This window comes from Jiangella sp. DSM 45060 (genome assembly GCF_900105175.1).
Taxonomy (GTDB): domain Bacteria; phylum Actinomycetota; class Actinomycetes; order Jiangellales; family Jiangellaceae; genus Jiangella.
On record NZ_LT629771.1, the window covers coordinates 5,611,064 to 5,632,502 of the forward strand.

The window sequence follows — 21,439 nt, forward strand, 5'->3', positions numbered from 1 at the left end:
GCGGCCGACACAAGGGATGGATTCGCGTGGACCTGATGGAGTACCAGGCGAAGGAGCTCTTCGCCAAGCACGAGGTCCCGGTGCTGCCGGGCTCCGTGGTCGAGACGGCCGACGGCGCACGCGCGGCGGCGACCGAGATCGGCGGCCAGGTGGTCGTCAAGGCACAGGTGAAGACGGGCGGCCGCGGCAAGGCCGGCGGCGTCAAGCTGGCCGAGACGCCCGACGAGGCCGCCGAGAAGGCCGGGGCGATCCTCGGCATGGACATCAAGGGCCACACGGTCCACCGGGTGCTCGTCACCCAGGCCAGCGACATCGACCAGGAGTACTACGTCTCCTTCCTGCTCGACCGCGCCAACCGCACCTACCTGGCCATGGCCAGCGTCGAGGGCGGCATGGAGATCGAGCAGCTGGCGGTCGAGCGGCCCGAGGCGCTGGCCCGCATCCCGGTCGACGCCATCGCCGGCGTCGACGCCGCGAAGGCGGCCGAGATCGCCGACGCCGCCGGGTTCGGCCCCGACGTCCGCGACCAGGTCGTCGCCATCCTGCAGCAGCTGTGGACGGTGTTCACCAGCGAGGACGCCACGCTGGTCGAGGTCAACCCGCTGGTGAAGACGCCCGACGGCAAGGTCGTCGCGCTCGACGGCAAGGTCAGCCTCGACGAGAACGCCGAGTTCCGGCACCCGGAGCACGCCGAGTTCGAGGACAAGGCCGCCGCCGACCCGCTCGAGGCGCGCGCCAAGGAGAAGGACCTCAACTACGTCAAGCTGTCCGGCGAGGTCGGCATCATCGGCAACGGCGCCGGGCTGGTCATGTCGACGCTCGACGTCGTCGCGTACGCGGGCGAGGAGTTCGGCGGCGTCAAGCCGGCCAACTTCCTCGACATCGGCGGCGGCGCGTCGGCCGAGGTCATGGCGAACGGGCTGGAGATCATCCTGTCCGACGACGAGGTCAAGGCCGTGTTCGTCAACGTGTTCGGCGGCATCACCGCCTGCGACGCCGTCGCGAACGGCATCGTGCACGCGTTCGGGCTGCTGGAGAGCCGCGGCGACCAGGTCACCAAGCCGCTGGTCGTCCGTCTCGACGGCAACAACGCGGTCGAGGGCCGGCGCATCCTGTCGGAGTTCGCCGCCACGGCGCCCGCGGGCCTGATCGAACAGGTCGACACCATGGACGGCGCCGCGCGACGCGCGGCCGAGCTCGCGGCAGCGAAGTAGGGGCGACGAGTCATGGCTATCTTCCTCGACGAGAACAGCAGGATCATCGTCCAGGGCATCACCGGCGCCGAGGGCACCAAGCACACGCAGCGCATGCTCAAGGCCGGCGCGAAGATCGTCGGCGGCGTCAACGCCCGCAAGGCCGGCCAGGAGCTCGACTTCACCGAGTTCAGCCCCGAGGCCGTCCTCACCGTGTACGGCGGCGTCGCCGAGGCGATGGACAAGACCGGCGCCAACGTGTCGGTCGCGTTCGTCCCGCCGAAGTTCACCAAGGACGCCGTCATCGAGGCGGTCGACGCCGGCATCGAGCTGCTAGTCGTCATCACCGAGGGCATCCCGGTGCACGACACCGCCGCGTTCTGGGCGTATGCGCAGTCGAAGGGCAACAAGACCCGCATCGTCGGCCCGAACTGCCCCGGTGTCATCAGCCCCGGCAAGTCCAACGCCGGCATCATCCCGGCCGACATCACCGGCGCCGGCCCCATCGGCCTGGTGAGCAAGTCCGGCACGCTGACGTACCAGATGATGTACGAGCTGCGCGACATCGGCTTCTCCACCGCCGTCGGCATCGGCGGCGACCCCGTCATCGGCACCACGCACATCGACGCGCTCGAGGCGTTCGAGGCTGATCCCGACACCAAGGCGATCGTGATGATCGGCGAGATCGGCGGCGACGCCGAGGAGCGGGCGGCCGCCTACATCAAGGAGCACGTCACCAAGCCGGTCGTCGGCTACGTGGCCGGCTTCACCGCGCCCGAGGGCAAGACCATGGGCCACGCCGGCGCCATCGTGTCCGGATCGTCCGGCACGGCGCAGGCCAAGAAGGAGGCCCTCGAGGCCGCCGGCGTCGCCGTCGGCAAGACCCCGAGCGAGACCGCCCGGCTCATGCGGGAGATCTACCAGAAGCTCTGACCATCAGGGATCGGGAGAGTCTCGGCCGGGCCGCCTTCGGGTGGCCCGGCCGATTCCGTTGCTGGACGTCGCCGCTAGCCGAGTTCGTCGGCCAGTTCCAGCCAGCGCTCCTCCAGAGCGGACCGCTCGTCGTGCACCGAGCGCAGTTCGGTGTCGAGCGCCAGCACCTTCTCGTGGTCCGTCGCGTTGTCGGCGATCTGCTCGTGCAGCGTCTTCTCGCGCCGCTCCAGCTTCTCGAGGTCGCGCTCGACGCGGGCGATCTCCTTGCGGGTGGCGCGGCTGTCGCCGGACCGGGCGCGGGTGACCGGCGCCGCGGCCTGCTCGACCTGCTCGCGGCGCAGCTCCAGGTACTGGTCGACCCCGCGCGGGAGCTGGACGACCTGGCCGTCGCCCAGGAGCGCCCAGACGGCGTCGGTGACGCGCTCGAGGAACCAGCGGTCGTGGCTGACGACGACCAGCGAGCCGGCCCAGCCGTCCAGGACGTCCTCGAGAACGTTGAGCGTCTCGACGTCGAGGTCGTTGGTCGGCTCGTCGAGCAGCAGCACGTTCGGCTCGCCCATCAGCAGCCGCAGCAGCTGCAGTCGGCGCCGCTCGCCACCGGAGAGGTCACCGACGACAGTCCACTGGCGCTGGCCGGCGAACCCGAACCGCTCCAGCAGCTGCCCCGCCGTGACGGTGTCGCCGCCGCCCAGCTGCACCTCGCGGCGGACCTCCTCGACCGTCTCGAGCACCCGCTTGGCGGGGTCGAGGTCGACGACCTCCTGGTCGAGGTGGGCGACGGCGACGGTGCGGCCGATCTTCACCCGGCCGGAGTCGGGCGCGAGCGAGCCGTCGAGCAGCCGCAGCAGCGTCGTCTTGCCGGCGCCGTTGACGCCGACGATGCCGGCGCGGTCGCCGGGGCCGAGCCGCCACGTGACGTGGTCGAGCAGGGTCCGGCCGCCGAGCGACACGGTGACGTCCTCGGCGTCGAACACGCTCTTGCCCAGCCGCGTCGTCGCCATCTTGGCCAGCTCGTACCGGTCGCGGGCCGGCGGCTCGTTCTCGATCAGGGCGTTGGCGGCGGCGATGCGGAAGCGCGGCTTGGACGTCCGCGCGGGCGGCCCGCGGCGCAGCCACGCCAGCTCCTTGCGCAGCAGGTTCTGCCGCCGCGACTCGTCGGCGGCGGCCAGCCGGACCCGTTCGGCCCGGGCCAGGACGTACTCGGCGTAGCCGCCCTCGTACGCGTGGACGGCGCCGTCGGTGACCTCCCACGTGGTGGTGGCGACGGTGTCGAGCAGCCACCGGTCGTGCGTCACCATGACGACAGACCGGTTTCCCGCGGCGAGATGCCTGGACAGCCAGTCGATCGCCTCGACGTCCAGGTGGTTGGTCGGCTCGTCCAGCAGCACGAGGTCGTCGTCGCCGATGAGCAGGCGCGCCAGCGCGACCCGGCGGCGCTCGCCACCGGACAGCGGGCCAACCGGCGCGTCCATCGACAGGCCGGGCACCAGGTGCGCCAGCACGTCGCGGATGCGGGCGTCGCCGGCCCACTCGTGCGTCGCGCGGTCGCCGATGACGGTCTGGCCGACCGTCGCGGCAGGGTCGAGCTCGTCGCCCTGGCCGAGCCGGCCGATGCGCAGGCCGCCGGTGCGGCTGACCCGGCCGGAGTCGACCTGCTCGAGCCCGGCCAGCACCCGCAGCAGCGTGGACTTGCCGCTGCCGTTGCGGCCCACGATGCCCACACGGTCGCCGTCGGCGACACCGAGCGAGACCCCGTCGAGGATGAACCGGGTGCCGTAGGCCAGCGAGGCCGACTCGAGGTTGATGAGGTTACGGGGCGCCATGTCGCCCCCAGTTTCTCACGCCGGGCAGTAGTGCCGGTTCTTGCCGCCCACCTGCTCGAGCCGGTGCTCGGACATGGGGTGGTGACACAGCGGGCACTCGATCACGCGGACCGGGTGCGGCGGCGGCGCGTCGTCCTGCCGGCCGAGGTCGGCCGGGCCCAGCAACGGCATCAGCACCTCGGTGAGCCGGCCGTACCACGGCAGCTTGCGTCTCTTCACCCTCTAATGCTTAGCACACTAATCAATCGTGTGCGATAGAGTGTGACCATGACGACAGACCTCGGCGACGACCCGCTGGCCCTCGACCGGCAGGTCTGCTTCGCCCTGGCCGTGGCCGCCCGCAGCGTCATCGGCCTGTACCGCCCGCTGCTCGAGCCGATGGGCCTGACGCACCCGCAGTACCTCGTCATGCTGGCACTGTGGGAGCGCGAGCCGCGCTCCGTCAAGGACCTCAGCAGCACCCTGCAGCTCGATTCCGCCACGCTGTCGCCGCTGCTCAAGCGGCTCGAGTCGGTCGGTTACGTGACCCGGCGGCGCAGCGCCGACGACGAACGGCTGCTGGTGGTCGAGCTGACCGGCACCGGCCGGGCGCTGCGCGACGACGCCGAGAAGATCCCCTACGCCGTCGTCGAACGGCTCGGCCTGCCGGTGGCCGAGCTCGAGCGCCTGCACCGCTCGCTCACCCGGGTCATCGGCGCGGCGACGTCTCCGGGGTGAGGTCGACGGCGTCGAGGTGCGCCCGCTGCCCGTCGTGGTCGAGGATCGTGAGCACCTCCGCCGGCGCCTCGTGCGCGACGATCGCGTGCGGCGCCATGGTCGAGAACTGCGCCGCCTGACCCGTCGCCACCAGGACCACCCGCTCCCCCAGGTACAGCCGGATCGTCCCCGACAGCACGGTGAACCAGTCGTGCCCCGGGTGCACGCGCAGCCGCTTCGGCCGGGTCAGCCGGGTGATCCGCATCTTCGCGACGGTCAGCCCGTGCGGCCCGTCGTCGCGGGTCAGCTGCCAGATCGTCGCGCCGTGCCCGCGGTCGTGCCGCGGCCTGATGACGACGTCGGCGTCGTCGACCGGCTCGACCAGCTGGTCGAGGGTGGTGTCGAGGGCGCGCGCGATGGGCACCAGCTGGTCGATCGAGATGCGCCGGGCGCCGGTCTCGATGCGGCTCAGCGTCGACGGGCTCAGGTGGCAGCGCGCCGCCAGCGCGTCCAGCGACCATCCCTTGGCCTGGCGCAGCCCGCGGATCCGGGCCCGGATCACCGCGTCGACATCGACCTCGTCTTGCGTCATCAGCAAGACTCTATGCGATCAGCGCACTGGTCACCTAACGTCGCCGGTATGAGCCACGACCACGAGGACACCTCGCTCGCCGACCTGCTCGACCTCGACGGCGACGTGCTGCACGCCTACTGGGCCGACGCGATGGGATTCGTGCGCCGCGCGGCCGACGGCGACCAGCGACGGCGCATCGTCGACCTCGGCGCCGGCACCGGCGTCGGCACGGTGCGGCTGGCGCACCGCTTCGCCGGCGCCGAGGTGATCGCCGTCGACGCGTCCGCCGAGATGCTGCATCGCGTGCGCGCCAAGGCGCTCGACCAAGGGCTGGCCGACCGCGTCACCACGATCCATGCCGACCTCGACGAGGACTGGCCGGTCCCCGGCCCGGTCGACCTCACGTGGGCGTCGCTGTCGCTGCACCACCTCACCGACCCCGACCGCGTTCTGCGCGACATCCACGCCGCCACCCGCCCGGGCGGGCTGATCGCCGTCGCCGAGTTCCCGGTGCAGCTGCGGTTCCTGGGCGACGAGGCCGGTTCCGCGCTGGAGACGCGGCTGCTGGAGCTGGTCGGACGGCATCAGGCGGAACGGCTGCCGGAGCTGGGCTCGGATTGGGCGGCGCGGCTGACGGCGGCCGGGTTCGCGCTGCTGGACGAGCGGACGTTCGACCTCGACCTCGCGCCCGCCCCGCCGGCCGCGGCGGACTACGCGGCGATCTGGTTCGGCCGGGTGGCCCGGCACGCCGACGATCTCGCCCCCGCCGACGCGGCCGCCCTCGCCGCCCTCCTGGACAGCGACGGGCCCGGCTCGCTGCGCCGCCGCGAGCTGCGCGTCCGCGGCACCCGCACCGTCACCCTCGCCCGGCGTCCCTGAGCCCTACCCCACGCCGCCCCTCCCAGTTGATCGTGGAGAAATCAAGATCAACTCGGGCGCGGGGCCTATGTCTTTGGTCAAGGGAAACGGGGGTGCGTTGGGTCGGCGAGCCGGGCAGCATGGCGGGGTGGCTGATCTGCTGTGGGATGACGTGGGTTCCTTTTCGACCCGGACTTGATGGGGTCGTTGCTCAGGGCGGAGGCCGCGCTGTCCCGTCCGGCAAATGCCGAGTGCCCGGACCTGCGCGTCTGGCCGGCTGCCGATGTGTTGGCGATCTTCCGTTTTCATGCCGACGATGAGGTCGACTTCGACGTCGACCTGCGGGAGTTGCAGGGCCAGGATCGACTTGATGTGTTCTGCGGCTTCCTTCGGGAGATCGGGCGGCGGCTGGGCAAGCCGGTGCTGATGGACCCGGAGGGCGACTATGGCCATCCAGTGCTCGGCTTCGATGTCGAGGCCGATCGGGTCGTTCTCTTCGCAGATCCGCAGGTCGGTGACTGAGGCAGACGGCTGCGGGTTCGTAGAAGGTTCCGTCACGGAGCATCGCGAAAAGTTTGCGCTGGTCAAGCACGGCGGTGAGCGAGGCGGCAAGACTCGGGACGATCAGTGCTGCCGCCCTCGTCCACGATGATGAACGCGTCCTTCGCCTCCGTCTTCGCCTCGCCGGGGTAGAGGCCCCGTGCGACCGCCCACCGGCAGGGCGCCGCTCGAGGCTGGTTGGTCGACCACGACCAGCACCGTTCCGCCCTTACCGACGTCCAGGCCGAGGACGACGTCGATGTCGCCGGTGTCGATCACGTGCAGGCCCTCCGTCACGCTCTCGTCCGGCCTCGCCAAGGCACCGAGCTGCCACAATCCACGTCACGGCCGGAGGCCCGATTGCGGAGCCACGAAAAAGGTCACCGGGGGGAGCGCGAGTGCCAGGGGTGGTCCGGCAGGGTCAGCGCGAGCGCGTCGTCCAGCCAGGCGCGGGCCGTGGGGTCGAGTTCGGGCAGGACGACGGCGGCGTCGGTCTCGTCCTTGGGCCGCGGCTGCCGCGCCTTGTAGAACAGCTGGATCTCCGGACGCAGGTAGGGCAGCCCGCCGGCGGTGCGCCGTCCGATCGACGCCACCGGGGCGCGGACGCGGTCGTCTCGGCGCGACGTCCACCTGCCGCCGGACACGTCGTCGACCATGAACTGCAGCTCCCACGCCGGCGACGACGGGCGGCGGCACCAGATGTCGTGGACGTGCGCCGGCAGCGGCTCGCCGGCCGGCCACGGCCGCAGCGAGCCGGGCGGGTCGGCGGCCCACAGCTGCCAGCCGGGCAGCGCGTCGTGCAGCTCGGGGACCGAAGGACGCAGCACCAGCACGTCGACGTCATCGTGCGGCCGCCAGGACCGGCCCAGGGCCAGCTCGAGGGCGTACCCGCCGGCGATCCACCACGGCCCGGCCCAGCCGGCCAACTCGGCGGCGACGGCGGACGGGGTGAGCGGCGCCCAGCGGCCCAGCGGCGGATGCTCCGGCACCACGCCTCAGCCGATGTCGGCCGGGCCGGTGACGGCGACGGCGCGGGCGCAGGTGCCCGACGCCGCGAGATCGACGGCCAGCGCGCCGGCAGCGGCGGAGTCGCGGGCCAGGAAGACGCACGTCGGCCCGGACCCGGACACGATGCCGGCCAGCGCGCCCGCCTCGCGCCCGGCCCGCAGCGTGTCGCGCAGCGCCGGACGCAGCGCCAGCGCCGCCTCCTGCAGGTCGTTGTGCAGCAGCCTGGCCAGCGCGTCGAGGTCGCCCGACGCGAGCGCCGCCAGCAGCTCGCCGGGCACCGCGGGCGCCGGCACCTTGCGGTCAGAGCGCAGGTCGTCGAGCCGCCGATAGACCTCGGGGGTGGACAGTCCGCCGTCGGCCGTCGCCAGGACCCAGTGCAGCGGCGCGCCGACCGGCACCGGGCGCAGCCGCTCGCCGCGCCCCGTCCCGACCGCCGTGCCGCCGGTGAGCGAGAACGGCACGTCGCTGCCGAGCCCGGCCGCGACGGCAGAGAGCCGCGATTCCGGCATCCGCAGCCCCCAGAGGCGGTCACAGGCCAGCAGCGCGCCCGCGGCGTCGGCGCTGCCGCCGGCCAGCCCGGCCGCGACCGGGATGTCCTTGTGCACCCGCAGCAGCGCGCCGCTGCGCAGCCGTCCCCGGCGGGCCAGGGCCCGGGCGGCGCGGACGGCGAGGTTGGACTCGTCGGCGGGGGTGTGCTCGGCGTACGGCCCCGTGACGTGGACGGAGACGGCGTCGGCGTGGACGGCCGAGACCTCGTCGTAGAGCGAGACGGCGTGGAAGACGGTCGCGAGTTCGTGGAAGCCGTCGGAGCGAACCGGCCCGACGGACAGCATCAGATTGATCTTCGCCGGGACGCGGGCGATCACCTTCAGCACCAGCGAGACCCTACCGGAAATAGCAGTTCATGAGGTGCCAAAGGGGGTGATAGTTGGGCGTGCCGCGGCGATCTTCGCGAAGTCGTCGACGGTGAGCTGTTCGCCGCGTGCGCGAGGGTCCACACCGGCCGCCGCGAGCACCGTCTCGGCGGCCGCGGCGGAGCCGGCCCAGCCGCTCAGCGCGGCCCGCAGCGTCTTGCGCCGCTGGGCGAACGCGGCGTCGACGACGGCGAAGACGGCGGCGCGGTCGTCGGCGTCGCGAGCCGTCGGACGACGCTCCAGGAGCACCAGTCCGGAGTCGACGTTCGGCGCCGGCCAGAACACGGTGCGGCCCACCGAGCCGGCCGATGACACCGTCCCGTACCACGCCGCCTTGACCGACGGGACGCCGTACGTGCGCGACCCGGGCGCGGCGGCGAGCCGGTCGGCGACCTCCTTCTGCACCATCACCAGGACCCGGGAGAGGCTCGGGAACGTCTCCAGGAGGTGCAGCAGCACCGGCACCGACACGTTGTACGGCAGGTTGGCCACCAGAGCCGTCGGCGCCGGGCCGGGCAGCTCGGCGACGCGCAGCGCGTCGGCCGGCACCACCTCGAGGCGCCCCGCCAGACCGGGGGCGTACTCGGCCACCGTCGACGGCAGCCGCGCCGCCAGCACGGGGTCGACCTCGACCGCGACCACGCGGCCGACGGCGGGCAGCAGCGCCAGCGTCAGCGAGCCCAGCCCGGGCCCCACCTCGACGACGACGTCGTCGGCGCCGACCCCGGCGACCCGGACGATGCGGCGCACGGTGTTGGGGTCGATGACGAAGTTCTGCCCCAGCGTCTTGGTCGGCCGCAGCCCCAGCTCCGCCGCCAGACGCCGAACGTCCGCCGGCCCCAGGAGTCTGGGACCGGCGGACGTGTCGTCGTTCTGCACCGCCCGAGCCTATAGCCCGGCCGTGAGACCGGCGTCAGCCGAGCGGAAGGCCGAGCGACCGGGCGCAGGCCGGCCAGTCGCCGTACCCGCCGCGGTTGTCGCGGACCTTCTCGGCGATGCGGATCTGCTCGGCTTTGCTGTTCTCGTGCGGGTAACCGGAGCCGCCGAACGCCTGCCAGGTGCCCAGCGAGAACTGCAGGCCGCCGTAGTAGCCGTTGCCGGTGTTGATGGACCAGTTGCCGCCGGACTCGCACTGCGCCAGCCGGTCCCAGACGCCGCCGTCGACGTCATCGCCGCCGCCGCCACCGCCGCCGCCACCGTCGTCCTCGGCCGGCGGGGCCGGGGGCTCCTTGGTGCCGACCAGCACGACCTGGTCGACCGGGGCCGCGATGACCTCCTCGGACAGGACGTCCGTGCTGGACAGCTCGCCGTCGATGTAGGTGTTCTGCACCACCCGCTCGAGCGTGCCCGCCTTGCCCTCGGTCTCGACCGACTCGCTGCCCTTCTCGAGGGAGTCGTCCTCCTGCTCGGTCACCTCGAACGGGACCGCCTCGGTGACGGTCGCGGTCTCGACGGTGACCCGCCGGACGGTGACGGCGAGGGCGTCGGCCAGCGCGGTGTCGGCCGCGGGTTCGACGAGGTCGAGCTCGCCGAGCGTGATGCCGGCCTCCGTCAGGGCCTCGGCGACCGTGAGGCCGGTCGTCGTGACCGGGTTGGTCGCGCCGTCGGCGGTGACGGTGATCTCCTTCGGGGTGCGGACCTCGAAGTCGAGGCCGCCGCGCCCGATGGCCTGCGACCGGGCGACGGACACGTCGGCGCCGTCGGCACGGATGTCGAGGTCGCTCAGGGCCTCGTCCACGGACAGCGCGGTGGTCCAGATCTGCTGTTCCTCGCCGTCGATGGTCACGGTGATCTGCCGGGCGTACCGGACGCTGATCTCGGTGCCGTCTTCGATGTCGCTGTCCAGCGAGGGAATGACCTCGTCCCGGGCGCTCAGTTCGATGTCCCGCTCGTCGAGGACGTCCTCGACGCTGCTGCCGAACGTGTGCACGGTCTCGGTCTGGCCGTCGATGGTGAGAGCGACGGCGTTGTCGAGCGTGATGTAGGCGACACCGCCGCCTACCAGAGCAGTGACGACGGTGGCGTTGATCGCCAACGTCTTCGCGGACAGGCGCACTGTGCTCCTCGGTCGTACTGTCCGGGCACGGGACCTCGCGGCACGCCCGGTCATCCAGCCCGCCAAGCTACCGTGCGCGTGTTCGGCGCACTGCTCGTCGGACCGTGTGTCCGGCCGTTCATCTGCCACCCGAAGCTTCCCCGACCCCGGCTAACAATCTCGGGACGGTAACGCATCGCGAACGGCCGGACAACTGATCCGACCGGTTGAATCGGACAAATCGCCCCGGAGGGCCAAGGTGTGACGCTGTGACACGTCCACGCCTGACACCGACGCGCGCCCGCGCGAGGCGGCCGGCGTCGGCCCGCATGTGACCTGCGGAAACGACTTCTTGTCACCATGATCCGAAAGCGCGGTCGGTGTTCGCCTGGAGGGTGTGACACACGGCCTCGAGGTCCTGCCCCAGGGTCTCGGCGATGAACCGGACGGTCACCGGGACCAGGTACGACGCGTTCGGCCGGCCGCGATACGGGTGCGGCGTCAGGAACGGCGCGTCGGTCTCGACGAGCAGGTTCTCCGGCGGCGTGACGGCGAGGGCGGCACGCAGCTCGGCCGCGTTCTTGAACGTGACCGGGCCGGCGAAGGACAGGTACCAGCCTCGCTCTGCGACGCGGCGCGCGAAGGTCTCGTTCCCCGAGAAACAGTGAAATACGACACAATCGGGCGTTTCGACGTCGTCGAGGACCCTCAGGACGTCGTCGTGGGCGTCGCGATCGTGGATGGTCAGTGCCAGCCCGCGACGCCGGGCGATCTCGGCGTGCGCCCGCAGCGAGTACTCCTGCGCGGCCCGGCCCTCGGGCCCCGTGCGGAAGTGGTCGAGGCCGGTCTCGCCGATGCCGCGCACCCGCGAGCTGGACCCGGCCAGCCGGTCGATCTCGGCCAGCGCGTCGTCCAGCTCGCCGGCCGCCGCCAGCTTCGGCGCCTCGTTCGGGTGCAGCGCGACGGTGGCGACGACGTTCGGGTGCCGCTCGGCGACGTCGACGGCCCACGCGGCGCCGGGCAGGTCGCAGCCGACCTGCACCACCCGCGTCACGTTCACCTTCGCGGCGGCGTCCAGTGCCCGCGCCACCCCGAACGCGTCGCCGTCGTCGCCGTCGGCGATGTCCATGTGGCAGTGCGTGTCGGTGACCGGCGCCGGCAGCGGCTCGGGCAGCGGCGGCCGGGACCGGTCGCGCTTGCGCCCGGCCTCGTCCGTCGCCGACCGCCGCTCGCGAGGCGCGTCCGTCACCAGGGTGTGCCTCCCAAGTCCATGGCCGCCACACCCTAGTCCGCTGCTGCGAGGTCCAGCCGCGGGAACAGCGCGTCGCCCTTGGTGACCTCGGCGCCGGGGACCAGCTGGCCCCAGCGGCCGGCGTCGGCGACCGGCTGGGCCGCCAGCGCGCCGAGCGCCTTCTCGGCCCCCAGCGACTCCCACAGCTTCGCCGTCGCCTTCGGCATGACCGGGTTGAGCAGCACGGCCAGCGCCCGCAGCGCCTCGGCGGAGGAGTACAGGATGGTGGCCAGCCGCTCGCGCTGCGCGTCGTCCTTGGCGACGGCCCACGGCTGCTGCTCGGTGATGTAGCCGTTGGCGGCGTCGACCAGCGTCCAGACGGCGGCCAGCGCCTCGTGCGGCGCGACGCGGTCGACGGCGGCCTCGGCGTCCTGTGCGGCCTTCGCGGCGACGGCGGCCAGCGTCTCCTCGGCGTCGGTCGCCGGACCGGGGGTGGGCAGCGCGCCGTCGAAGTAGCGTCCGACCATCGCGGCGACCCGGGAGGCGAGGTTGCCCAGCCCGTTGGCCAGCTCGGCCTGGTACCGCGCGGCGATGTCCTCCCACGAGAACGAGCCGTCGTTGCCGAACGCGATGGCGCGTAGGAAGTAGTAGCGGAACGCGTCGGAGCCGAAGGTGTCGGTGATCTGCTCGGGCGCGATGCCGGTGAGCTTGGACTTGCTCATCTTCTCGCCGCCGACCAGCAGCCAGCCGTGCGCGAACACCTTCTTCGGCAGCGGCTCGCCGGCCGCCATCAGCATGGCCGGCCAGATGACCGCGTGGAAGCGCAGGATGTCCTTGCCGACGAAGTGGATGTCGGCCGGCCAGGTGCGCTCGTACTTCTCCGGGTCGGCGCCGTAGCCCACGGCCGTGGCGTAGTTGAGCAGCGCGTCGAACCACACGTAGATGACGTGCGCCGGGTCCCACGGCACCGTGACGCCCCAGTCGAACGTCGACCGCGAGATGGAGAGGTCCTGCAGGCCCTGCCGGACGAATCCGAGCACCTCGTTGCGGGCGCTCTCGGGCTGCACGAAGCCGGGGTTCTGCTCGTAGAACTCCAGCAGCCGCTCGGTGTAGGCGGACATGCGGAAGAAGTAGTTCGTCTCGGACAGCTTCTCGACCGGGCGGCCGTGGATCGAGCAGACCAGCTGGCCGGCGTACTCGCCGGTGCCCTCGACGAGGTCGCCGGGCTGCTTGTACTCCTCGCAGGCGACGCAGTAGTAGCCCTCGTAGGTGCCCTCGAAGATCTCGCCGTTGTCGTGCAGCTTCTGGATGAACTCCTGCACGCGGGCCACGTGCCGCGGCTCCGTGGTGCGGATGAAGTCGTCGTTCGACGCGTCGATGGTCTTCAGGACCGGTTTCCAGGCCTCCTCGACCAGCCGGTCGGCCCACGTCTGCGGGTCGGTGCCGTTGGCCTCGGCCGTGCGCATCACCTTCTCGCCGTGCTCGTCGGTGCCGGTGAGGAACCAGACGTCCTCCTGGCGCTGACGGTGCCAGCGGGCGATGAAGTCGGTGGCGACGGTCGTGTAAGCGTGGCCGATGTGCGGTGCGTCGTTGACGTAGTAGATCGGCGTGGTGACGTAGAACGCCTTGGGCATGCGCCCGATGGTAGTCCCCGCGCCGCGCCGGGACCGCCGCGGTCAGAGCTTGGGCACGACGGCCTGGAAGAACAGCTCGACCTGGCGGCGGGTGTCGCCGTGGACGGGCCAGAAGACGAACGTCTCGAAGCCGAGGCGGTCGCGGTAGTCGGCCAGCGCCTCGGCCCAGTGCGCGGCCGAGCCGACCAGCAGCTGGTCGTTGCGCTGCGGCCGGGACTCGTCGATGACGCCCATGACGTTGAAGACGCGGCGGACGGCGGATGGGGAGCGACCGGCGGCGACGGCGGCGTCGTCGATGGCCCGCTGCATGGCCGGGACGTCGTCCAGCGACAGGTAGGCGTTGGTGGGCAGCCAGCCGTCGGCGTGCCGGCCGGTGATCGCCAGCATGCGCGGCTTGAACGAGCCGACCCACACCGGCGGGACGGGGTCGGGCGCGGCACCGGCGACCGCGACGGCGTCGTGCAGCCGGTAGTACGCGCCGTCGTGCGTGACCGGCTGCCCGGACCACAGCCGGCGCAGCAGCGGGATCGCCTCGTCCAGCGCGCCGATCGCCTCACCCAGCGTGCCCCACTGCGCGCCCCAGCCCGGCAGCCCGTCGTACGGGCCGCCGGCGCCGAGGCCGAGCACGAACCGCCCGCCGCTGGTGTGCTGCAGCGTGGCCGCGCCCTTCGCGATGACGGCCGGAGTGCGGAACGGCAGCGCCGTCACGTTCGTCGCCACCCGCACCCGCGACGTCCGCGCCAGCAGCAGCGGGACCAGCGTCCACGCGTCCAGCTCGGACGGCAGGTACGGGTGGTCGGCGACGGTGACGAGATCGGCGCCGAGCTCCTCGGCGATCGCCGTCGCCTCGAGCAGTTCCGGGAGCCGGTGCGCCGACGCCGGGAGCGCGGCGCCGTAGGAGATGGGGTCAGCCATGACCCCACTGAACTACCTCAAGCGCGGTTGAGGTCAAGGAACGCCCCCGTCCGCGACTCCGGCGCCGCCGCGATCTCCTCCGGCGGGCCCGTCGCCACGACCCGGCCGCCCGCCTCTCCACCGGCGGGCCCGAGGTCGACCACCCAGTCCGCGGCGCGGACGACGTCGAGGTCGTGCTCGATCGCGATGACGGTGTTGCCCGCCGCGACCAGCCGCCGCAGCACGCCGAGCAGCCGTGCGACGTCGTCGACGTGCAGCCCGGTGGTGGGCTCGTCCAGCAGGTAGAGCGTGCGGCCGGTGGACCGGCGGGCCAGCTCCTTCGCCAGCTTGATCCGCTGCGCCTCGCCGCCGGACAGCGTCGTCGTCGGCTGGCCGAGCTGCAGGTAGCCGAGGCCGACGTCGTCGAGCAGCCGCAGCCGCGACACCGCGCCGGGCACGTCGGCGAACAGCTCGACCGCCTCGGCGACCGTCATCGACAGCGCCTCGGCGATGTCGTGGCCGCGGTACTTCGCCCGCAGGACGTCGCGGGTGAACCGGCGGCCGCGGCAGACCGGGCAGCGCACCTGCACGTCGGGCAGGAAGTGCATGGACACGTTCAGCACCCCGGCGCCGGCGCACCGCTCGCACCGTCCGCCCGGCACGTTGAAGGAGAAGTGCCCGGCGGTCAGGCCGAGCGACCGGGCGCCGTCCGTCGCGGCGAACGCCTCGCGGATGGGGGTGAACGCGTCGGAGTAGGTGGCGGCGTTGGACCGCGGCATCCGCCCGGCCGCCTGCTGGTCGATCGTCACGACCTTGTCGAGGTGCTCCCAGCCGTCGATGCCGTCGTGGTCGCCGGGCGGGTCGCCGGCGCCGGTGAAGCGCTGCCGGCCGGCGCGGTCGACGATGTCGAGCAGCAGCGACGACTTCCCCGACCCGGACGGCCCGGTGACGGCGACCAGCCGGCCCAGCGGCAGCGCGACGGTGACGTCCTTCAGGTTGTGCGCGCGGCCCCCGCGCACGACGAGCGCGGCGCCGTCCACCGGCGACGACGGCGTCCTCGGCACGCTGAGCCGGCCGGACAGGTACGCCCCGGTCACCGACCCCTCGGCGGCCGCGACCTCGTCCGGCGTGCCCGCCGCGACCACCCGGCCGCCGTCGCGGCCCGCGCCGGGACCGATGTCGATGACGTGGTCGGCGGCCCGCAGCACCTCGAGGTCGTGCTCGATGACCAGCACCGTGTTGCCGAGGTCGCGCAGCCGGCGCAGCACGCCGACCAACCGGGCGACGTCGGCCGGGTGCAGCCCGATGGTCGGCTCGTCGAGCACGTACAGCACGCCTGTCAGGCCGGAGCCGAGCAGCGCCGCCAGCCGCAGCCGCTGCGCCTCGCCCGCGGACAGGCTCGGCGTCGACCGCTCCAGCGTCAGGTACTCGACCCCGACGTCGACCAGTCGGCGCACGCGTTCGTGCAGGTCGGCGACGACCGGTTCGGCGAAGCGCCACTCGCCGTCGTCGACGCGCCCGCGCAGCGCGTCGATCCACGCGGCCAGCTCGCCGAGCGGCAGCCGGGCGGCGTCGACGACGTTCAGCCCGGCGACGGTGACGCGGCGGCTCTCCGGCCGCAGCCGGCTGCCCTCGCAGTCGGGGCACGTCTCCTGGCGCAGCAGCCGCTCGGTCTTCTCGCGGTAGCCGGTGTCCTCGATGCGGTCGGCGTAGCGGCGCAGCACGCTGGTGGCGACGCCCTCGAACCGGCCGGCGGCGACGGTGCGCGGCGGCGCGGCGGTGACGTGCCGGCCGAACTCCGGGCTCTCGACACCGAACAGCAGCAGGTCGCGCTGGACGTCGCCGAGCTCGCGGACCGGCACGTACGCGTCGAACTCGAAGCCGTAGTGCCGTCCGGCGGCCCGCAGCACCGCGATGTTGCGGTCGGTCGTCACGGGGTGCCAGCCCAGCACCGCACCCTCGGCGACGCTGAGATCGTCGTCGACCAGCTTGGAGGTGTCGGGTCGCACGACCACGCCGAGGCCGGTGCACCCCGGACAGGCGCCGGACGGCTTGTTGAAGGAGAAGTCGCCCATGACGAGGTCGGGCACCTCGGCGCCGCAGTGCGGGCAGGCCACGGTCTCGGCGTCGCGCGGCTCGCCGGACTCGTCGTCCCACGGGTCGTCGTCGCCCTCCTGGTAGCTGGGCGGCAGCGGCGCCGCGCAGGACGGGCAGGGCCGGTGGCCGATGCGCGCCCACAGCAGCCGCAGGTAGGTGAAGACCTCGGTGGCGGTACCGACGGTGGACCGCGGGCTGCGGTTCGTCAGGTACTGGTCGATGCTGATGGACGGCGACAGTCCGGTGATGGAGTCGACCGGCGCCTTGCTCACCCAGGCGGTGACCAGCCCGAGCGACTCCATGTACTGGCGCTGTCCCTCGCGGTGCAGCAGGTCGAAGGCGAGGGTGGACTTGCCGGACCCGGACCGGCCGGTCAGCACGACCAGCCGGTGGCGCGGGATGGCGACGGTGACGTTCTTCAGGTTGTGCAGGCGGGCGTTCGTGACCCTGATCTCGCCGGAATCCATCCTTCAATTCTCCCATTGAGTCGCTTGTTGAAGGTTGACCGCGGCCAGAGCGCTGAAGGCCGCGATAAGCTTCAACTCCGCCGTGCAACGGGAGGGACGATGGCGCTGCGCCCGGTCGACCTCGGGCGGGCCGTGGGCATCTCGGCCCAGCAGGTCCGCAACTACGAGGAGGACGGCCTGCTGCCGCCGGCGCCGCGATCGGAGTCGGGGTACCGGCAGTTCACCGAACGGCACCGCGAGGCGCTGCTCACCTACCGCGCGCTGCTGGCCGGCTACGGCGTCATCGCGGCGCGGGCGATCATGCGCTCCGTCCACGACGACGACGTGTCCGGCGCGCTCGCGCTGGTCGACGCCGTCCACGCCGAGCTGCACGACCAGCGGCGGCAGCTGCGCGAGACCGCGGGCGCGGTCGAGACGCTGGCCGGCGCACCGCGGGCCGCGCCGCGGAGTGGGCCGGGGTTGCGGGTCGGCGAGGTCGCGCGGCGGCTCGGCGTGCGGACGTCGGCGCTGCGCACGTGGGAGGCGTACGGCCTGCTCGCCCCCGCGCGCGAGCCGGGCACGTCGTACCGCAGCTACACCCCTGACGACGTCCGCGACGCCCAGCTGGTCAACCTGCTCCGGCAGAGCCACTACGGGCTGCCGCAGGTGCGCCAGGTGCTGGACGAGCTGCGCCGCACCGGCAGCACCGCGGCGCTGCGCGCCGTGCTCGCCCAGCGCGCGGATCAGCTGACCGCGCGGGCGCTGGCCATGCTCGACGGCGCCGGCCGGCTGCACGCGTACGTGACCTCCGAACCGGCACCCCCTCGAGGCGACGAGGTCACTGCCGCGTCATGGCGATCCTGAAGCGCTCCTCGGGAGTGATCAGGTGGTCGACGTCCTCGGCGGCGGCGTCGATGTCGAGCTGGACCCGGCGGACCCGGCCCGTGAACACGCCCTGCCCGTCGCGCAGGTCGTCCGTCACCGGGGTGCCGGAGTCGTGCCCGACGTCGGCGGTCTCGTCGGCGGAGAACAGCATCGGGACGGTCGCGTCGATCCGGCCCGAGCCGGCCTCCCGCCCGTCGACGTACAGCGTCGCCGTCCCGCCCTTGCCCAGCCCGCCGCCGTCATAGCTGAACTCCATCCGCACCTGGTGCTCGCCCGGCGGCACCGGGTCGGCGCCCCGCACCTTGAACCGGCGCAGGCCGAACAGGTTGTAGCAGTACACCGGCCGGCCGTCGACGAGGTACAGGCTCCAGCCGCCGAAGGCGCCGCCCTGCGCCACGATCGTGCCGGTGGCGCCGTCGCCGGGCACCACGATGTCGGCGGTGACGGCGTGCGACTTGTTCTTCAGCACCAGCAGCGAGTTCTCCGACAGCCGCCCCATCCCGCCGAACAGCACCTGTGACGAGCCGTGGATCAGCTGCGGCCGGCCGGCGAGGTCGGCGTTGAACCGCTCCACGCGCCGGTCGTCCAGGGGCAGCACGTGGTATTTCGCCGCCTCGATGAGGAACAGCCGCTGCAACCGGGCCAGCGTGTCCGGCTGCTCGGCGGCGAGGTCGTGCGCCTGCGTCCAGTCGTCGGGACCGTAGAGCTCCCAGACGTCGTCGTCGTAGGCCGGCAGTTCGGCCGTCGGCTCCCACGGCGTACTGTGCCGGGTCACCGCCGTCCAGCCCTCGTGGTAGATGCCGCGGTTGACGAACATCTCGAAGTACTGCGTCGTGTGCCGGTCCGGCGCCGCAGCGTCGGCGAACGTGTACGCCATCGACACGCCCTCCAGCGGCGCCTGCTGGATGCCGTTGACGAAGGCCGGGTGCGGCAGCCCGGCGACCTCGAGCACCGTCGGCGCCACGTCGATGACGTGGTGGAACTGGTCGCGTGTCTCGCCGGGGGCGGGGATGCCGCGCGGCCAGCGCACGATGGTCCCGTTGCGGGTGCCGCCCCAGTGCGACGCGACCTGCTTGGTCCACTGGTACGGCGTGTCCATCGCGTGCGCCCAGCCGACGGCGTAGTGGTTGTAGGCCGCCGGTGTGCCGAACTGGTCGATCCGCGACGCCATGAACTCGGTGTCCTGCAGCGCGCCGGCGCCGTTGAGGTTCATCAGCTCGTTGAAGGTGCCGTGCACGTCACCTTCGGCCGACGCGCCATTGTCGCCGATGATGCAGAAGACGAGGGTGTCGTCCAGCACCTGCAGGTCGGCCAAGGCATCGATGAGCCGCCCGGTGTGGTGGTCGGTGTGCTCCATGAAGCCGGCGTAGACCTCCATCTGCCGGGCCAGCACCGGCTTGAGATCGTCGGGGATGTCGTCCCACGCCGGGATCTCCGCGGGCCGTGCGGTCAGCTCTGCGTCGGGCGGGACGACCCCGAGCCGCCGCTGCCGCTCGACGGTCTCCTCGCGCAGGACGTCCCAGCCCTGGTCGAAGCGGCCGCGGTAGCGATCGGACCACTCCGCGGGCACGTGGTGCGGGGCGTGGGTCGCACCCGGCGCGTAGTACAGGAAGAACGGCTTGTCCGGCATGAGCGCCTTCTGCTCGCGCACCCACTCGATCGCCCGGTCGGTCATGTCCTCGGTGAAGTGGTAACCCTCCTCCGGCGAGCGGTCCGGCTCGACGGGGACGGTGTCGCGGTACAGCGCCGGGGCGTACTGGTTCGTCTCGCCGCCGATGAAGCCGTAGAAGTGCTCGAACCCGTTACCCGGACTCGGCCACCGGTCGAACGGGCCCATCGGACTGGTCTCCCACACCGGCACCTCGTGACACTTGCCGAAGTGCGCCGTCGCGTAGCCGTTCAGTTTCAGCGCCTCGGCCAGCGTCGCCTTCTCCTTCGGCCGCAGCGAGTTGTATCCCGGCGCCGACGTGGCGATCTCGGTGATGCCGCCCATGCCGACCGAGTGGTGGTTGCGGCCGGTCAGCAACGCCGCCCGGGTCGGCGAGCACAACGCCGTCGTGTGGAAGCGGGTGTAGCGCAGGCCGCCGGCGGCCAAGCCCTCGAACGCGGGGGTGTGGCACGGTCCGCCGAACGCGCTGCTCGACCCGAACCCGGCGTCGTCGATGAGCACGATCAGCACGTTCGGCGCGCCCGCGGGTGGCCGCAGCGGTGTGATCGGCGGGTACGACGTGTCCGGGTCCTTCGCGTCGTAGGTGGTGACGCCGACGTGCTGCTGGTCCGGGATCGGCAGCACCGCGCGTTGCGGCTGGGTCTGGTCGCTGGCCATGGTGTCCCCCTCGGGCTCGCCCGGACGACCACTCTTCCGGCGGGGGCGGCAGTGGTCCTCACCCGGCCTGGGTGAGGACCACCGGGTCAGTCGGACGCGGCGTCGCGGGCCGCCTCGCGCGCCTCCCGCACCGCCTCGCCCGCGTTGGCCCACGGCGTGCCGGCCCACGGGTCGTAGTCGACCTCGAGCGGCTCCTGCTCAGGACGGCGTTCGTCCGGCACGTGCTGCAGGTTGACGCGGATGCGGTACCAGAGCGAGCTGCGCCCGCGCATGCCGTCGACCAGGATGTCGGCCGGCTCGAGGTGCGGCACGACATCGGCGTGGCGGTCCTTCCAGCGCTCCAGCCCGGCCAGCGCCTCGTCCTTGGTCTTGGCCCGGGCGATCTCGATCAGCGGCATCGTCTGCGTGCGCCGCCCGGTGCCCTTCGGCGGCTTCTCGGCCGGCCCGAGCCGTTCGGCCAGCTCGAGCAGCGGCTCCAGCGACCCGGCCGACGTCTCGATGCCGGCCCACGGGTCGCCGATCTCGGCGTACCGGCGCGGCGCGGTGGCCAGCGTGAAGTCCTCGGCCCGGCAGCCGGGGACCTCGTCCCACGTCAGCGGCATCGACACCCGGGCGTCGGCCTTGGCGCGGACGGAGTAGGCGGAGGCGACCGTGCGGTCCTTGGCGTTCTGATTGAAGTCGACGAAGACGCCCTCGCGCTCTTCCTTCCACCACTTCGCCGTGGCGATGCCGGGCGCGCGGTTCTCGACCTCGCGGGCGACGCTCTCGGCGGCCAGCCGCACCTGCCGGTACGACCACAGCGGGTCGATGCGGGTGTAGATGTGGAAGCCGCGCGAGCCGGACGTCTTCGGCCACGCGGTCAGCCCGTGGTCCTGCAGCACCTCGCGCGCCACCTGCGCGACGTCGAGGATCTGCGCCCACTCGATGCCCGGGTTGGGGTCGAGGTCGATGCGCAGCTCGTCCGGACGGTCGAGGTCCTCGGCGCGGACGGGGTGCGGGTTGAGGTCGATGCAGCCGAGGTTGACCACCCACGCCAGCGCCGCGGCGTCGCGCACCACCACTTCGTCGGCGGACGTGCCGGAGCGGTAGCGCAGCGTCGCGACGTCGATCCAGTCGGGCCGCTTCTGCGGAGCGCGCTTCTGGAAGAACGCCTCCTGGTCGATGCCCTTGACGAACCGCTTGAGGATCATCGGACGGCCCTCGACGCCGCGCAACGCGCCTTCGGCGACCGTCAGGTAGTAGCGGACGAGGTCCAGCTTGGTGTGGCCGCCGTCGGGGAAGATCACCTTGTCTGGATGGGTGATCGTCACCTCACGCCCGGCGACCTCCAGCACCTGCGAGGACGACATGAC

18 protein-coding genes and 1 pseudogene are annotated in these 21,439 nt (G+C 72.5%); 6 read left to right on the forward strand and 13 right to left on the reverse strand.

All coding sequences use genetic code 11. The annotated features are described in order from the left end of the window. Nucleotides 1–26: 26 nt before the first annotated feature. Together sucC and sucD are read left to right on the forward strand one after the other, a co-directional pair. Complete coding sequence (gene sucC, locus BLU82_RS24985; protein ID WP_092623694.1) at nucleotides 27–1,214, forward strand: ADP-forming succinate--CoA ligase subunit beta; 1,188 nt, start codon at nucleotides 27–29, stop codon at nucleotides 1,212–1,214. Between the two features lie 12 nt (nucleotides 1,215–1,226). Further along, on the forward strand, nucleotides 1,227–2,126 hold the full coding sequence (gene sucD, locus BLU82_RS24990) for a succinate--CoA ligase subunit alpha (RefSeq protein ID WP_092623695.1): 900 nt from the start codon (nucleotides 1,227–1,229) through the stop codon (nucleotides 2,124–2,126). A 74-nt stretch (nucleotides 2,127–2,200) separates the two neighbouring features. Here sucD and BLU82_RS24995 read toward each other — a convergent pair whose 3' ends face one another. Continuing rightward, on the reverse strand, nucleotides 2,201–3,949 hold the full coding sequence (locus BLU82_RS24995) for an ABC-F family ATP-binding cassette domain-containing protein (RefSeq protein ID WP_092623696.1): 1,749 nt from the start codon (nucleotides 3,947–3,949) through the stop codon (nucleotides 2,201–2,203). 15 nt (nucleotides 3,950–3,964) lie between these two features. Next, complete coding sequence (locus BLU82_RS25000) at nucleotides 3,965–4,168, reverse strand: hypothetical protein (protein WP_092623697.1); 204 nt, start codon at nucleotides 4,166–4,168, stop codon at nucleotides 3,965–3,967. 48 nt (nucleotides 4,169–4,216) lie between these two features. Here BLU82_RS25000 and BLU82_RS25005 point away from each other — a divergent pair, with 48 nt between their 5' ends. After that, nucleotides 4,217–4,666, forward strand: coding sequence for a MarR family winged helix-turn-helix transcriptional regulator (locus BLU82_RS25005; RefSeq protein WP_092626256.1), 450 nt, complete (start codon nucleotides 4,217–4,219; stop codon nucleotides 4,664–4,666). Here BLU82_RS25005 and BLU82_RS25010 read toward each other — a convergent pair. Continuing rightward, the gene (locus BLU82_RS25010; RefSeq protein WP_092623698.1) at nucleotides 4,638–5,237 is read right to left on the reverse strand and encodes a helix-turn-helix domain-containing protein; all 600 of its coding nucleotides are present in this window, start codon (nucleotides 5,235–5,237) and stop codon (nucleotides 4,638–4,640) included. The two genes, BLU82_RS25005 and BLU82_RS25010, sit on opposite strands and share 29 nt — an antisense overlap. A 48-nt stretch (nucleotides 5,238–5,285) precedes the next feature. Here BLU82_RS25010 and BLU82_RS25015 point away from each other — a divergent pair, with 48 nt between their 5' ends. Both BLU82_RS25015 and BLU82_RS25020 read left to right on the forward strand, forming a co-directional pair. Next, nucleotides 5,286–6,098 carry a trans-aconitate 2-methyltransferase gene (locus BLU82_RS25015; protein WP_092623699.1) on the forward strand — a complete coding sequence of 271 codons (813 nt, stop codon included), beginning with the start codon at nucleotides 5,286–5,288 and terminating at the stop codon, nucleotides 6,096–6,098. A gap of 127 nt (nucleotides 6,099–6,225) precedes the next feature. Continuing rightward, nucleotides 6,226–6,599, forward strand: a pseudogene (locus BLU82_RS25020) (hypothetical protein). A gap of 398 nt (nucleotides 6,600–6,997) precedes the next feature. Here the strand turns inward: BLU82_RS25020 and BLU82_RS25030 are convergent. From BLU82_RS25030 to uvrA, 8 genes are all read right to left on the reverse strand, one after another. Continuing rightward, nucleotides 6,998–7,606 (reverse strand): amino acid transporter, encoded by a 609-nt coding sequence (locus BLU82_RS25030; protein ID WP_172885699.1) that lies wholly within the window; start codon nucleotides 7,604–7,606, stop codon nucleotides 6,998–7,000. Nucleotides 7,607–7,612: 6 nt separating this feature from the next. Beyond that, a complete protein-coding gene (locus tag BLU82_RS25035; protein WP_092626258.1) occupies nucleotides 7,613–8,497 on the reverse strand; it encodes a 4-(cytidine 5'-diphospho)-2-C-methyl-D-erythritol kinase in 885 nt (294 codons plus the stop codon). Between the two features lie 30 nt (nucleotides 8,498–8,527). Continuing rightward, nucleotides 8,528–9,418: a 16S rRNA (adenine(1518)-N(6)/adenine(1519)-N(6))-dimethyltransferase RsmA gene (rsmA, locus tag BLU82_RS25040; protein WP_092623702.1), complete on the reverse strand. Its 891-nt coding sequence runs from the start codon at nucleotides 9,416–9,418 to the stop codon at nucleotides 8,528–8,530. Nucleotides 9,419–9,452: 34 nt separating this feature from the next. Continuing rightward, nucleotides 9,453–10,595 carry a resuscitation-promoting factor gene (locus BLU82_RS25045; RefSeq protein WP_172885700.1) on the reverse strand — a complete coding sequence of 381 codons (1,143 nt, stop codon included), beginning with the start codon at nucleotides 10,593–10,595 and terminating at the stop codon, nucleotides 9,453–9,455. Between the two features lie 334 nt (nucleotides 10,596–10,929). Continuing rightward, on the reverse strand, nucleotides 10,930–11,823 hold the full coding sequence (locus BLU82_RS25050; RefSeq protein WP_231947580.1) for a TatD family hydrolase: 894 nt from the start codon (nucleotides 11,821–11,823) through the stop codon (nucleotides 10,930–10,932). A 35-nt stretch (nucleotides 11,824–11,858) separates the two neighbouring features. Beyond that, a complete protein-coding gene (gene metG, locus BLU82_RS25055; protein ID WP_092623704.1) occupies nucleotides 11,859–13,439 on the reverse strand; it encodes a methionine--tRNA ligase in 1,581 nt (526 codons plus the stop codon). Between the two features lie 42 nt (nucleotides 13,440–13,481). Continuing rightward, the gene (locus tag BLU82_RS25060; RefSeq protein WP_092623705.1) at nucleotides 13,482–14,354 is read right to left on the reverse strand and encodes an LLM class flavin-dependent oxidoreductase; all 873 of its coding nucleotides are present in this window, start codon (nucleotides 14,352–14,354) and stop codon (nucleotides 13,482–13,484) included. Between the two features lie 17 nt (nucleotides 14,355–14,371). Then, on the reverse strand, nucleotides 14,372–16,897 hold the full coding sequence (gene uvrA, locus BLU82_RS25065; protein ID WP_092623706.1) for an excinuclease ABC subunit UvrA: 2,526 nt from the start codon (nucleotides 16,895–16,897) through the stop codon (nucleotides 14,372–14,374). Nucleotides 16,898–16,996: 99 nt separating this feature from the next. On the opposite strand from uvrA, the gene BLU82_RS25070 reads away from it, so the two are divergent. Further along, on the forward strand, nucleotides 16,997–17,740 hold the full coding sequence (locus BLU82_RS25070) for a MerR family transcriptional regulator (RefSeq protein WP_092623707.1): 744 nt from the start codon (nucleotides 16,997–16,999) through the stop codon (nucleotides 17,738–17,740). Here the strand turns inward: BLU82_RS25070 and BLU82_RS25075 are convergent. Both BLU82_RS25075 and ligD read right to left on the reverse strand, forming a co-directional pair. Then, the gene (locus tag BLU82_RS25075; protein WP_092623708.1) at nucleotides 17,715–20,087 is read right to left on the reverse strand and encodes an arylsulfatase; all 2,373 of its coding nucleotides are present in this window, start codon (nucleotides 20,085–20,087) and stop codon (nucleotides 17,715–17,717) included. The two genes, BLU82_RS25070 and BLU82_RS25075, sit on opposite strands and share 26 nt — an antisense overlap. 86 nt (nucleotides 20,088–20,173) lie before the next feature. Further along, nucleotides 20,174–21,436: a non-homologous end-joining DNA ligase gene (gene ligD / locus BLU82_RS25080; protein ID WP_092623709.1), complete on the reverse strand. Its 1,263-nt coding sequence runs from the start codon at nucleotides 21,434–21,436 to the stop codon at nucleotides 20,174–20,176. Nucleotides 21,437–21,439 lie beyond the last annotated feature (3 nt).